The following is a 13,383-nucleotide window of genomic DNA, read 5'->3' on the forward strand; positions in this document are numbered from 1 at the left end:
CCGCTAAGATACTGGATTTTGCGGCTCCTTACCCCTCTAATTCCATCTTCAGAAACTTGCCGGTATAGCTTCCTTTCACCTCAGCCACCTTTTCGGGTGTGCCTTCGGCAATGATGAGCCCTCCTTTATTACCCCCTTCCGGACCGAGGTCAATCAGGTGGTCGGATACTTTAATGACATCTAGATTGTGCTCAATGATCAGGACCGTGTTTCCTTTGTCGGCGAGTTTGTTCAGCACGTCGAGCAGGTGCGCGATGTCCTGAAAGTGCAGGCCAGTGGTCGGTTCGTCAAGAATGTACAAGGTTTTACCGGTATCTTTCTTGGACAATTCTTCGGCGAGTTTTACCCGCTGAGCCTCCCCACCCGATAGGGTCGTAGCGTGTTGGCCGAGCGTGATATAGCCCAGACCAACGTCGTTTAGAGTGGATACTTTACGAAGTATTTTAGGCTGACTGGCGAAGAAATCCAGGGCCTGTTCAACCGTCATATCGAGCACATCAGCGATGGATTTTCCTTTAAAGCGTACTTCGAGGGTTTCCCGGTTGAAGCGTTTGCCTTTGCAGGTTTCGCACATGACATGCACATCGGGCAAAAACTCCATCTCAATTTTTTTCATGCCTGCGCCTTCGCAATCTTCACAGCGACCACCCTTCACGTTGAACGAGAATCGCCCCGGTTTGTAGCCCCGAATTTTGGCTTCGGGCAACTCCGCGAACAGGGTCCTGATTTCCGAGAACATACCGGTATAGGTCGCCGGATTCGAGCGGGGAGTCCGGCCAATAGGAGACTGATCGACTTCGATTACTTTGTCCAGATGCTCCAGTCCGTCTACCGACTTGAACGGCAGCGGTTCCCGTTTTGAGCGGTAGAAATGGCGATTCAGCACCGGAAACAGCGTCTCGTGAATAAGCGATGATTTACCGCTACCCGACACTCCCGTAATGGTCACCATTCGGCCAAGGGGCAGCTTCAGAGTTACGTTTTTAAGATTGTTGCCGCTTGCGTTTTTAATGATCAGAAACTTGCCGTTGCCTTTCCGGCGTTCGGTGGGCACCTTAATGGCTCGTCGGCCGCTCAGGTAATCAGCGGTTGTGCTGCTACCCGCTACGCCAACGTACTGATTTTTCAGAAATTCAGCGGGCGTTCCCTGGTTAACCACTTGCCCGCCGTGACGGCCGGCACCGGGGCCAATGTCGAGAATGAAGTCCGATTCAAGCATCATGTCTTTGTCGTGTTCAACAACCAGAACTGTATTGCCTAAATCGCGCAGGTTTTTCAGCGAGTCAATCAGTTTCACGTTATCGCGCTGGTGCAGCCCAATACTCGGTTCATCCATGATGTAGAGCACGCCGACCAACTGCGTGCCGATCTGCGTAGCCAGCCGAATACGCTGCGCTTCGCCACCCGATAAGGTGCGTAACGGCCGATCGAGGGTCAGGTAATCGAGACCAATGTCGAGTAGAAAACCAATGCGTTTCCGGATTTCTTTCAGAATCTCTTTGCCAATAATATTCTGTCGATCCGTTAATCGATCTTCCAGCCCGTTAAACCATTCCGTCAGTTCGGAAACGTCCATGCGGGCCAGTTCGGAAATGTTCTTCTGGTCGATCTTGAAGTACAAAGATTCTTTTTTGAGTCGGGCGCCCGCGCATTCAGGACAGGATTTAATGACCATGAAATCTCTGAGCCATTCCTGAATTTTGTCAGTACTGTTTTCCTGTTGCCGTTTCAGGAAGTTTACAATCCCTTCAAACTTGAACGTATACTCTTCCGATCCTTCGGCACGGCTGGCAGCCTTCTTCGCAGGCTCCGTGGCTTCCTCTTCCGTGCCGTGCATCAAGGCATGTAACAGCGGTTCCGGAAACTTGGCGACTGGTGTTGTCAGGTTGAGCTTGTATTTTTTCAGGATCGTTTCAATCTCCTTAAAGATCCACAACTCCCGGTACTCGCCCAGTGGAGCGATGGCTCCTCGGCTGATGCTTAGGGACTTATCGGGAATAACAGACTCCTCCGTAATTTCTTCGACAATACCCAATCCGTTACAGACCGGACAGGCCCCATACGGCGAGTTGAACGAGAAAGAATTAGGCGATGGCTCGTCGTAGCTGATACCCGACTCCGGGTCCATCAGGTTTTGTGAGAAGTAGACCAGTTGACCATTCCCGTCCAGCATCTGCATCGCGCCTTTACCCTGCTTGAGCGACGTTTGTATCGACTGACTGAGCCGATACCGGTCTTCCGCTTTGGGAACGAGCCGGTCAATGACGATTTCGATGTCGTGAATCTTGTAGCGATCCAGTTGCATCTTCGGCACAATGTCCTGCACCACACCGTCTACCCGAACCTTTGTGTATCCCGTTTTGGCCACCTGCACAAATAACTCGCGGTAGTGCCCCTTACGACTTTTGATAATTGGGGCCAGCAGCGTCAGTTTTTGCCCGGCATACTGCTCCAGAATCGTATCAATGATTTGATCCTGCGACTGGCGCTCCATTTTTCGCCCTGTTACATACGAGAACGCTTCACCCGCCCGAGCATAGAGCAAACGCAGAAAGTCATAAATCTCGGTTGTTGTTCCAACCGTTGAGCGGGGGTTCTTGGACGTTGTTTTCTGTTCAATGGAGATTACCGGGCTGAGTCCGTTAATCTTATCGACGTCGGGCCGTTCCATATCACCGATAAACGAACGGGCGTAAGCGGAAAAGCTTTCCATGTAGCGCCGTTGGCCTTCGGCGTAGATTGTATCGAAAGCGAGAGACGACTTACCGCTTCCGCTGATGCCCGTTACGACGACCAGCTTGTTGCGGGGAATGGTGACGTCGATGTTTTTGAGGTTATGTTCACGGGCGCCCAGCACTTCAATCTGGTCGTAACCCGTCAGCTCAATATCAGTAAGTCCGGGCCCATGCCCAATTGCTTTTTCTTCTGTCACGTTGGTACGGTCCGCCGTTGCGGTGGCTTATTCTAAAGAACAACGTAAAACGGTCGGGGGTAGTTTCCGGGAAATGGAGAGACGCAACCCTTTGCGTCTCATGACCAAATTGATTTTCCTCGTCTTATTGGCTAATGCTAAAAATTGCTGACGCACAGCAGACGCGAGGAATCGCGTCTCTACGGAAAACTATGGACGAACCTAAATTTCAAACTAAATATCGAATCGATGCAGCTCGGTTAACAAGCTATGATTACGGATCAAATGGAGCTTACTTTATCACTATCTGCACGAAGGATAAGGAGCATTTCTTTGGCGATATCGTGATTGTCGATGACACACCTGTAATTCAGCCTACTGCTATTGGGCAACGCACCCTTGACGGTTGGTTATTCATACCTGGTTTCTCGCCATTCGTTCAGTTGGATGCATTCCAGCTTATGCCGAACCACTTTCATGGTATTCTCTTTATCAATAAGCCTGCCTATGATGGTTGGCAACCGAATGTCTTCGGCCCACAGAGTCAAAACCTGGCCTCTGTTCTGCGAGGTTTCAAATCAGGCGTAAAGGCGTATGCCACGATCAATCAAATTCCCTTTTGTTGGCAAGCCCGCTATTACGACCGGGTTATTCGTAACGAAAATGAACTGAACCGAATCCGCCAGTATATAGTCGACAACCCCGCCAAGTGGGCACAGCATTCAGCGAACAAGGAGGGTTTATATATGTAGAGACGCGACCCTTCGCGTCTCCCAAACTTAAACACTGAATGGTTTTAATTAGACAAAAAGCTGGCGCATCAGCAGACGCGGAAACAAAAGCTGGCGCATTGTAGAGACGCAAAGGATTGCATCTCTACAATGCGCGGATAAACTGACGCTTGTCTATAATCATTATATATATATACCACTTATCCTCTTAGATTAGCTTGCAGAAGCGGGCAAAACGCTTAATTTTGTTAATCCTATTTTACTAGCTAGTTAGCTCATTAGCCCATTCGTTAAAGGGCAACCTCCATATTAATCGTATTCCAACTACTATGGTACAGAATGATGTGATCGAACCGATCCTAGAAGAAGACAAAGGCCGTTTTGTGCTGTTTCCGATCAAACATTGGGACATCTGGGAGTATTACAAGACCCACGAAGCCTCATTCTGGACAGCCGAAGAAATTGACCTTGGTCAGGACATGAAAGACTGGAACAGCTTGAATGATGGCGAACGCCATTTTATCTCGCACGTACTGGCCTTTTTTGCGGCTTCAGACGGGATCGTGAACGAAAATCTCGCGGTCAATTTCCTGTCGGAAGTGCAGTACGCCGAGGCCAAATGTTTTTATGGTTTCCAGATCATGATGGAGAATATCCATTCGGAGACCTACTCGCTGCTCATTGACACGTACATTAAAGACGCCACTGAAAAAGACCGTCTCCTGAACGCAATTGACACGATTCCGTGTGTGCAGAAAAAGGCCGAATGGGCATTGCGCTGGATCGACAATGGCTCGTTTGCGGAGCGGCTCATTGCTTTTGCCGTAGTTGAAGGTATATTTTTCTCGGGCTCGTTCTGCTCCATATACTGGCTCAAGAAACGAGGTATGATGCCCGGCCTGACGTTCTCGAACGAGCTTATCTCTCGTGATGAAGGCTTGCACCGCGACTTCGCGTGTATGCTTTATACGGACCACATTCAGAACAAACTGCCCGAATCGGAGATATATGACATTATCCGTAATGCGGTCGAGATTGAGCAGGAATTTGTGTCGGACGCCCTTCCGGTATCGCTGATCGGTATGAATGCCGAACTGATGAAACAGTACATCGCTTTTGTGGCCGATCACCTGTTAACCACGCTTGGCCTGCGGAAAATGTATAACGTATCGAATCCATTCGATTTCATGGACATGATTTCACTACAGGGTAAAACCAACTTCTTCGAGAAGCGCGTTGGCGAATACCAGCGGGGTGAGGTTATGTCCAAGTTCAAAGCGATGAAAGCGGCTGCTTCGCAACCACAGGGTGCCGAAAACCCCGTACCTGTTGCTGTGATCGAAGAGCCAAAAGGCATTACGTTCGACGCTGATTTTTAGGCACCCGAAAAACAGGTTTATAGAAAAGTCCCGCTTTGGCACAACCTGAAGCGGGACTTTTCTATAAACCTGTTTTTTTATAAAGAAATCAGGCATGGGCCGCCTATGCAACTCATCTACCTCACGGCAACGGTCTGCCGGTATCGTAAGCTCTCGCGCATAGGGCTACCCCGCCCAATAAACCAGGCGAGACGTGCATAAATCTTGTTCTTACCAAATTTTCGACCGTTCTTAATGAAGTAGTAGGCCCGCAGTAATACTCGCTCAGGCCATGTGTGGTACTTTCTAAAATAGTGAAACAATGAGATATAGTACTCTTTTTCAATGTCATAGTTGCGAATCGTGCTTTGTCCCGTAAAATGCACATACTCCGCATGCGGCACCAGGTAAGAGTTGAACCCGTTCATTAGCAATCGTTTTGCCAGATCCTCTTCTTCCACATACAGAAAATGTGCCACGTCGAAACCGCCAATCTGGTTGAACACCGATGCCCGTACAAACAACGTACTACCCATTACGAATGGCACCCGAACAGGCTCAGAATACACTTTGCTGACACTTGGGTAGAATGTTGGGTTAAGCATCCGAACGAAGCTATGACCGAGTATTTTGCTACCTAAGGTGGGCAGATAGCCAAATGTAATCTGACGGGATCCATCACCAGCAAACATTTGTGCCCCACACAGGCCCGCATCAGGCTTAGACTCCATAAAGCTGGCCAGCTGATTGCACACATCTGTTCTGAGCACACAATCGTTATTCAAAAAATAGTAGTATGTTGTTTGAGGGTCAGCCAGTTGAACACCAAGCATATTCCCACCTGAAAAGCCTAGATTAATTCGGCTACGCATTAACTTTATAGACAGGTTGGGGTAACGATCCGGTTCCATAATAGGTACTAACGCTTCGTAATCGCTGGCGGTGGAATTATTGTCAACGATAATAATTTCGTACGCAGCACCTCCATTTGCAACTGTTGCCGTCTTATCAACAATCGAATCAACACAGTCGTAAGTAAACTGATGGGAGTTGTAATTGAGGAGTATGATCGAAATTTTATGAAGATTCATGGGGTAACACGGGTCTCTGCCCGCAACGGATATGGATTGTTAATCGCAGCACAACACCCTGTGGATTGTCTGCCCGAGACGGTCACTGTTCAGCCCCCCTATTCATCGGTCAGTACACTAAATATTAACTCCGATTCGTATCCTTTGCTAAGCGCGTAACGTACAAGTTTCTGTTTCACGACCAATGGACTGTCGTCTCGAAGACTCTGGCGTTTTTTGGCTAGCAAATCAGCAAGCGTTTCGCGATAGTCATCTGGCGCAATTTCGTTCATGGCCTGATCGAGATTATAGCCCGAAATGCCCCGCTGTTGCAAATGCTGCCTGATTTTGCGCCGTCCCCAGCCTTTTACCCGAAACTTCCCCCCGGCAAATGATTTAGCGAACCGCTCCTCGTTCAGGTAATTCTGCTGAATCAACTCGGCGATCACCTCCTCCGCATCATCGCCTGAAACGCCCCATTCCTTTAACCGATCCCGAACCTCCTGCTGGGTTCGTTCCTGATAAGCGCAAAACATGGCCGCCTTGCGAAGCGCGTCCTTTATTGAATCTGTCATACCAATTAATAACACAAATAAGCCCAAAATCACTCAGTCCAACCCGAACGGCCATAGACATTCTGCGTACAGCTTATTTCACGGGTTGATGCTACATGAGACGGTTAACCAGCGCTTCAACTTGCGAAACAAGCATTTTTACGACCAGATACTGGTGACCTTTCCCCAACCCATCCCAGCCGTTTGACCCATCCGGGTTCATTGTTAACCGACCCGATTTAGCGGTGGAGTAGGGCTCATAACCATTTACCCCAACCAGAACAGCCGTTTGGACCGGTTGTCCGTGTACCAGACCAGCAATCAGGCTGAGCAGCACATCAACTGAAAATAAATACGTTCGAATCATTTGGTTAAGCGAGATTTACGGACTAGTTGTAAGCGACCGGGATATAATTAAGTGAAACCGACCGCTCCAACACGAATTACGGTTTGTTTTTTCAGTAATCGTAATCCGATTTCTCTAAATTATTGACGACCATGGTTTCTCTCAAAAAACTAACGACACAGCCCGATGCCCAATTACGCAACCTCGGCTGGGACTGGATGCTCGGTCAGGATACGTTACCCTATCTATCCAACGAAGTTGTTCTTGTAACCGCTGCCGAAGCCGATGCCTATTACGAAGCCGCCAATGAACTGTTCGATATGTTTGTAGCGGCCGGGCAGCATGTGATCGATGAAAACCGGTTTGCAGAACTGGGTATTCCGGCAAATCTGGTTGAGCTAATTACCCTGACCTGGAATGATGATCGGCACCTTCATTTGTATGGCCGATTCGACCTGGCAGGGGGTGTTGGGCACGATGCTGGTATAAAGCTTATCGAGTTCAACGCCGACACGGCTACGTGCCTGCCCGAAACGGCCGTTGTGCAACATGCTCACCTATTGGCCAATGGCCTCGATGAGAGCCACCAATTCAATACCCTGTTCGAGACATTAACGAGCCAGTTCGAAGAGTTGCTGGCCCTGAATCCGGACTTACAACCCACCCTCTTGCTCTCAGCAATCCGGGATGTTCCGGAAGATGATGCGAATGTGGCGCTGCTTGGCGAAGCCGCTCGTGAAGCCGGGTTTGATATTGAACTCGATTTTGTCGATAACATCGATTTTTCGGCGGAAGAAGGGATTTTCTGGCAAAACCCAAAAAACGGCGAGTTCGAAAAGCTGGATTTCTGGTTCAAGTTGGTACCCTGGGAATCCATCGCGGAAGAAGAACCCGAATTACTCAAGATCCTGACTGAAATTGTCCGTAAGCGCCTGGCCGTTGTCTTGAATCCGGCTTATACGTTGCTTTTTCAATCAAAATATATGCTAAAAATTCTGTGGGAGCTTTATCCAAATCATCCGCTCCTGCTGGAAACGGATACCCAGCCATTGGCCGGAAAGCCCTGCGTGGAGAAAGTCCTGTTCGGGCGGGAAGGAGCCAACACACGCATTCTCAACCCCGATGGCAGCGAACGCCAAACTACCGACGGTGAATACGGTGACTATGCCAAAATTTACCAGGCGTATGTCGAGTTTCCGAACGATTCGGCGGGTAACGCTTACCAAGCAGGGGTCTTTTTTGCGGGCGAGGCCTGCGGACTGGGCTTTCGGAAAGGCGGTCTGATTCTGGATAATACAGCTGGCTTCGTTGGGCACGTTGTTGAATAGCTATACTACAGATTGCGAACACCTTATGAACGGGCTTCGATAGCCCGTTCATTTGTTATTTTCGTACGTTCACTGCCAATAAAGAACCTGTTCATACACAACCACACGTACTGTACTTATGGCGAATCTAGGTCTATATATTCAAGCATTCGTTTACGTAGCTGCCGGCGTTAACCACTTCATTAGCCCCAAAACTTATCTGGCAATTATGCCGCCTTATATTCCGGCGCACAACCTGATGGTTACGTTGAGTGGTATTGCCGAAATCGTTCTGGGCATCGGGCTTCTATTCCCAGCTACCCGGTCAATATCAGCCTGGGGCCTTGTTCTCCTGCTGATTGCGGTGTTTCCGGCTAATATTTACATGGCTACGGCGAGCCGGTTCAGGAAGCTTCCCGCCTGGATTCGGTGGGGGCGGTTACCCTTGCAGGGCCTCTTAATCTGGTGGGCCTATCAGTATACCTAAATAGACCGTATGTATACGACCAGGCCTGTTGCATAGACAATAAAATTCAATGTAAAGTTAGTTGTTCCATCGAAAAAACATCAATTGGCAATTAACGGGTAAATAAAAGCTCATTAAAGTGACTTTCACTACTTGCTCAAGTCAAAGGGGTGACATTTTCTACTTATTATGGATACGAGTATGGTTGAGACAGACGAAAAGACTAGACGGAACCGCGCCAAGACGACACAACGAATAGTTGAAGCACTGGAAGAAGTTATTTCAGAGAGAGGATTAGAGGGAGTTGGGGTAAATCGCATTGCCGAGAAGGCCAATGTCAGCAAAGTGTTAATTTATAGATACTTTGGCGGCATGGAAGGGCTTCTTGAATACTACGTGAAAATGGGGAAGCTGTTTCCGGTTTTTACACCTGCCATTCTCGACCAGATCCGTCCGCTGCACGGTTCCGATGTTGCCAGAATCTGGTATCGCCAAGTTATTCAAACCTACCGGTATTTCCGTACGTTCAAAGCTGCGCGCGAGGTACTTAAAGCAACTGTCATCGAAAATGATTCGATTGCCGAAACAACAGCGAGGGCTCAGGACGAAGAAATGACACGACTCGTTAGCCAACTATCCTTCGTAAAAGGTGCTGACGTACAGGCTATTTCGGCGGTAGTTCTGGGGGCTATGACGTACCTGACCATTATGGCCCAGAATGACCGGACGATGATCGGCATTGACCTGCGCAGCGAGGAAGGCTGGCAACGAATCGAAAATGCGATCAAAACCGTTTACATCTCGCTCAACAAAATGGCGACTAGTACAACCGATATCCAGCTCGAACTTCAGTCTACTCGTTTACCCGTTGTACAATGGTAAAAATTAAGAAGCAGTTTACAGCAGGCTGCACTTAGTAGTACATCCTGTCTGTAAACTGCCCGTTTCTATTTTACCTGAATCGTTTTCATTTGCGTACCAACCCCTTTAATTGTCAGCGACTTCCATTTTCTGGGTAGCTTTGTTCTGAGCTGAACAATGCCATTATCGGTAATGTCCAGGCCACCAAACCCGCTGAGCACCGCCTGCAACATGCCACCGGCTCCCGTCGCAAAATAAGGGTTTGTTCCCCCAGCCGTCTCGGCCAGTACGCCAAAGGGGGGTACCTGATTAGGTGCGTAACTTTTTAAGAGCCAGTCATACGCTTTGTCCGAATCGCCAAGGCGAGCGTGGAGGGTTGACAATACCGACCAACCCATGGCAGGCCCTTCCGGCGAATAACGTGGTTCGTAGTAAGCCAAATCTTTTTTTATAGCCGATTCGCCGTTGACAATCGTGAGCGGGTAAGCCAGCAGATTCACATCGGCCTGTTTAATCATAACACCATCGTAAGTCCGGTTCTCCTTCGTTGTTCCGTCCGGAAACTTGAGAATCGGGATATTGTCAGCCACTACTTTCCAGTCCGGATTAGGCGCTATGCCTACTTCCTGAGCGGCCTGTATGGCATATTGCAACGACGTTTTGGCCATGCCATTCGTAAACGCGTTGTCATCTATATTTTCCTGCCATTCATTGGCGCCAATTACGTTGTTGATGTGAAATTTACCGGGCTGTCCCCCTGGTCCGACCTCACGTTCTACGCGACTAGCCCAGAAATCGGCTACTTCTTTCAACATAGGGTAACCGCGCGTTTTGAGCCACTCTTTGTCTTTCGTAACTTGGTAGTATTTCCAGAATGACCAGCCGACGCAGCCCGTTATGTGGTGCTGAAACGGCCCGGTCAATGCCCAGACGGGCGTAGCTTCCTGCCCATCGGCGTCCGACTCCCAGGGGAACATGACGCCCGCGTACCCGTGACTAAAGGCATTTTGCTTCGCCATTTTCATGCGCTCAAAGCGATATTCGAGCATAGATCGGGCAATTTCAGGCTTCAGCATTAAAATGGGCGGATACATCCAAAGTTCGGTATCCCAGAAAACGTGCCCATTGTAACCTAATCCGGATAAACCCATCGGCGACAAGCTATAACCCGTTCCTTCCCGGACAAACGAGTACAGATGATACAGAGCCGATCGGACCGCTTTCTGCGTATCTGGATCACCGTCAATCACAATGTCACTTTGCCAGAGTTTAACCCACTCGGCATTGTGGCGTAGCAAAAGCCGCTCTGTGCGTTCGAGCGCAGCAAACAGCGTCAGCCGTTCCGCTTCGTTGTGCGGATCGGCGGTGTGCGCAGTGGAGGATACCGAGCCAACGACGCTGAATTTGTAGGTTTCACCAGCCTTTAGCCGCTTTTTAAATTTAGCCAAGTGCATGTTGTAATCCCAGTCTTCGTGAATAACATCGGGCTCCTGACCATGGGGCTCTTCGAAAATGAAGCTCGTAGAAGCGGCTACCGTATGCCGGCCGGATGGGCTCTTGGCGACAGACGTCAACAGGCGGATCGTTACGTGAGAGCGGTCAATTTCGGAATAGAAATTCTTGACTTCTTTCAGGTTTTCCGGTGTTTCGATGACGCTCATGGGGCTGATTTCGCAATCCTTCTTCGCGGTAATCTCAACCATGGTCAACTCCGAAAAGGGCAGATGACGCAGGGCCATCATCGTTTGCCGAACACTCACTTTGTCCGTATGATCGAACGTGGTGGTCAGGGCTGCTTTCTGCATATCGAGCGTCTGGCGGTAATTGGTTATGTCTTTCGACCCCAACCGTAGGCCATCCACCTCAAGGTTCATGTTGGCAAAGTTGAATACTTTAAGAATGTTCGAAACCCGCCCCCGCCCGTAGGTGTCAAACGCGCCATTGAGTACCACATCTTTCACTTTCATGGGCTCCGGCGACGACACCAGTCCAATCATCCCATTGGCTACGGTAATTCCATAATAATTTGCCGGGTTAATGTTCTGACCGACAATTTGCCAGTCGGCGTTATTGGATGGCGTCTGTGCACTTACCGGTGTCAGGCTAAAAGCGAACCACAGACTAGCTAACAAAAATCTTACGCTCATAGAAGTTAGATTAAAAAAAGACTAAAAATAATGCCATTTCCAGGAAAATGAAGTAATCCTATTGAGAGGTTTGTGTGGTCAGATCGTCACAAAAAAAGTCTCTAAAGATATGATCAGTAGAGACTTTACGGAATGAAATAGAACACGTGCTAGCGTTGAGCCACGCCGGATTTACGAGTGCGAATCTTCTCAATCACCCATTTTCCAACTTTTTCCCCTTCAACCTGCCCGTTCGCCAAGGCTGACCGGTAGTGAATACCCCCATACAACCGGCTAATTGACGCTTCGTCGGCCGCATTCCGAATGGACGTAAATGACCGGACACCGTGCCCGTACGGAAATTCGGTAGAATCAGTAAAGGCGATATTGTCGCCCATCAGATTGGTCAGCACCGTGGCGGCTGCTGTTGAGATGACACTATGTCCGCTGGGGTACTCGGGGAAAGGGGGCGTTTGTAAGAAAGGCGTCCATCTGGGATCGAACGTTTTGTTGATAACCGTCTCTGGTCGGACTGTTTTGCTGCGGTATTTCTCATCCCAGCACGAAATGAATCCATCACTTAAGGCAAACGACGTAAGTGCGTACGCTTCGACCGTTTGCATCATCGTTAATTTTTGTTTCCGGCTAACTGTCTGCGCGATGGCCAGCCAATGGCCACCCGGCGTCATTTTTTTGCTGGCATACATAACATGACCTGCCACGTTCATCACAAACGCGTTGTCATCCCAGAAATAGGCGATATCCTGCTTTTGTTTATCGAGGTTTTTTCCGATCTGGTATACTTCATCCAGTTCTTTTTCGTAGGGGCTTCCTTTGGCCAGACTAAAGGGAAAAGGCCGTGGTGGCATAAACTGATTGCAGGTATCCATGGCCCAGCAGCGAAGCTTATTCCACTGAGGTTCAGCGGCATCCATGTAAGCGGGCGGTGTCGGCACCCAGGACCCCTCTTCGTTCGTAACCGTATGTTTAAATCCCCGCGTCTGTTTGTAGTTATCTTTTGCGCCATAGTCCAGAATATGTTTCGCGACGGCTTCGCCATAGGCCATTGAGCGGTCGTATACCTCATCGGGAACACCATCTTTTTTGTATTGTTCGTAGAACGGCTTCTCGAACTGGTCATAAAAGTCAACTGAAAACGTCAGCGCTCTGGCAACGGTCAAGAATGCCCGGGTACTCGCTAACGGAAAGCAGTACTCTTTCCCGGCCTCGGGCTTAGGACCGCTCTGAAAACGTTTCAACTTACCGCCCAGCGATTCATATTGAGCGTCAAACGGCACAAGTGCCTCATAACCGGCCAGATTTGCGTACGAATAAATCCGACTGGCAACGGGGGGCGAGAAAATATCGTGGATAACGACTTCCGTTAGTTTGTTCAGGGCTGAATTGTAGTATTCGGGATTAGCAGCCTTTGCATTGTATTCGGCGGGAGATGCGGGCTTCTGGCAACCGGTCAATCCGATCAGGCAGATAGCCAGCAGATAGCCAAAGCGAAGCGTATAGTTCATATTAGCGTAACAAGTTAACGTGAAAATCAATCCCCATAGGCTTGATTCAGTCGTACAAAATTAACGGAAAATACCAGACAAAACGAAGATCAATTGTGCTGACAAGTCACGAATCTGCTGAAAAGTA

General features: G+C 49.0%; 11 protein-coding genes. 5 read left to right on the forward strand and 6 right to left on the reverse strand.

Features of this window, described 5'->3' with window-relative positions; genetic code table 11:
- Positions 1–28: 28 nt before the first annotated feature.
- Entirely contained in the window at positions 29–2,932 is a 2,904-nt protein-coding gene (gene uvrA / locus ACYU87_RS16260) for an excinuclease ABC subunit UvrA (protein ID WP_461135134.1), read from the reverse strand.
- A 191-nt stretch (positions 2,933–3,123) separates the two neighbouring features.
- On the opposite strand from uvrA, the gene ACYU87_RS16265 reads away from it, so the two are divergent.
- Both ACYU87_RS16265 and ACYU87_RS16270 read left to right on the forward strand, forming a co-directional pair.
- A complete protein-coding gene (locus ACYU87_RS16265) occupies positions 3,124–3,663 on the forward strand; it encodes a transposase (protein WP_461135135.1) in 540 nt (179 codons plus the stop codon).
- 308 nt (positions 3,664–3,971) lie between these two features.
- Positions 3,972–5,021: a ribonucleotide-diphosphate reductase subunit beta gene (locus ACYU87_RS16270; RefSeq protein ID WP_461135136.1), complete on the forward strand. Its 1,050-nt coding sequence runs from the start codon at positions 3,972–3,974 to the stop codon at positions 5,019–5,021.
- 116 nt (positions 5,022–5,137) lie between these two features.
- Here the strand turns inward: ACYU87_RS16270 and ACYU87_RS16275 are convergent, their stop codons facing one another.
- From ACYU87_RS16275 to ACYU87_RS16285, 3 genes are all read right to left on the reverse strand, one after another.
- A complete protein-coding gene (locus ACYU87_RS16275) occupies positions 5,138–6,091 on the reverse strand; it encodes a glycosyltransferase (RefSeq protein ID WP_461135137.1) in 954 nt (317 codons plus the stop codon).
- Between the two features lie 98 nt (positions 6,092–6,189).
- Positions 6,190–6,645, reverse strand: a complete 456-nt coding sequence (locus tag ACYU87_RS16280; RefSeq protein ID WP_461135138.1) for a regulatory protein RecX — start codon at positions 6,643–6,645, stop codon at positions 6,190–6,192.
- A 91-nt stretch (positions 6,646–6,736) separates the two neighbouring features.
- Positions 6,737–6,991, reverse strand: coding sequence for a hypothetical protein (locus ACYU87_RS16285; protein WP_461135139.1), 255 nt, complete (start codon positions 6,989–6,991; stop codon positions 6,737–6,739).
- A 131-nt stretch (positions 6,992–7,122) separates the two neighbouring features.
- Between ACYU87_RS16285 and ACYU87_RS16290 the strand changes: the two genes are divergently transcribed.
- The 3 genes from ACYU87_RS16290 to ACYU87_RS16300 all read left to right on the forward strand — a co-directional run bounded on the left by ACYU87_RS16290 (position 7,123) and on the right by ACYU87_RS16300 (position 9,625).
- On the forward strand, positions 7,123–8,298 hold the full coding sequence (locus ACYU87_RS16290; RefSeq protein WP_461135140.1) for a glutathionylspermidine synthase family protein: 1,176 nt from the start codon (positions 7,123–7,125) through the stop codon (positions 8,296–8,298).
- A gap of 118 nt (positions 8,299–8,416) precedes the next feature.
- Positions 8,417–8,764, forward strand: coding sequence for a DoxX family protein (locus tag ACYU87_RS16295; RefSeq protein ID WP_461135141.1), 348 nt, complete (start codon positions 8,417–8,419; stop codon positions 8,762–8,764).
- A 168-nt stretch (positions 8,765–8,932) separates the two neighbouring features.
- Complete coding sequence (locus tag ACYU87_RS16300) at positions 8,933–9,625, forward strand: TetR/AcrR family transcriptional regulator (RefSeq protein ID WP_461135142.1); 693 nt, start codon at positions 8,933–8,935, stop codon at positions 9,623–9,625.
- Between the two features lie 65 nt (positions 9,626–9,690).
- Here ACYU87_RS16300 and ACYU87_RS16305 read toward each other — a convergent pair whose 3' ends face one another.
- Together ACYU87_RS16305 and ACYU87_RS16310 are read right to left on the reverse strand one after the other, a co-directional pair.
- A complete protein-coding gene (locus ACYU87_RS16305; protein ID WP_461135143.1) occupies positions 9,691–11,751 on the reverse strand; it encodes a glycoside hydrolase family 65 protein in 2,061 nt (686 codons plus the stop codon).
- Between the two features lie 149 nt (positions 11,752–11,900).
- Positions 11,901–13,256 carry a vanadium-dependent haloperoxidase gene (locus ACYU87_RS16310; RefSeq protein ID WP_461135144.1) on the reverse strand — a complete coding sequence of 452 codons (1,356 nt, stop codon included), beginning with the start codon at positions 13,254–13,256 and terminating at the stop codon, positions 11,901–11,903.
- Positions 13,257–13,383 lie beyond the last annotated feature (127 nt).

Source organism: Spirosoma lituiforme (assembly GCF_054776635.1).

What these genes read in the sequence shown, in the direction of transcription:
- ACYU87_RS16265 (WP_461135135.1), top strand. Translation starts at nt 3,124, where the DNA reads ATGGACGAACCTAAATTTCAAACTAAATATCGAATCGATGCAGCTCGG.
- ACYU87_RS16270 (WP_461135136.1), top strand. Translation starts at nt 3,972, where the DNA reads ATGGTACAGAATGATGTGATCGAACCGATCCTAGAAGAAGACAAAGGC.
- ACYU87_RS16275 (WP_461135137.1), bottom strand. Translation starts at nt 6,091, where the DNA reads ATGAATCTTCATAAAATTTCGATCATACTCCTCAATTACAACTCCCAT.
- ACYU87_RS16280 (WP_461135138.1), bottom strand. Translation starts at nt 6,645, where the DNA reads ATGACAGATTCAATAAAGGACGCGCTTCGCAAGGCGGCCATGTTTTGC.
- ACYU87_RS16285 (WP_461135139.1), bottom strand. Translation starts at nt 6,991, where the DNA reads ATGATTCGAACGTATTTATTTTCAGTTGATGTGCTGCTCAGCCTGATT.
- ACYU87_RS16290 (WP_461135140.1), top strand. Translation starts at nt 7,123, where the DNA reads ATGGTTTCTCTCAAAAAACTAACGACACAGCCCGATGCCCAATTACGC.
- ACYU87_RS16295 (WP_461135141.1), top strand. Translation starts at nt 8,417, where the DNA reads ATGGCGAATCTAGGTCTATATATTCAAGCATTCGTTTACGTAGCTGCC.
- ACYU87_RS16300 (WP_461135142.1), top strand. Translation starts at nt 8,933, where the DNA reads ATGGATACGAGTATGGTTGAGACAGACGAAAAGACTAGACGGAACCGC.
- ACYU87_RS16305 (WP_461135143.1), bottom strand. Translation starts at nt 11,751, where the DNA reads ATGAGCGTAAGATTTTTGTTAGCTAGTCTGTGGTTCGCTTTTAGCCTG.
- ACYU87_RS16310 (WP_461135144.1), bottom strand. Translation starts at nt 13,256, where the DNA reads ATGAACTATACGCTTCGCTTTGGCTATCTGCTGGCTATCTGCCTGATC.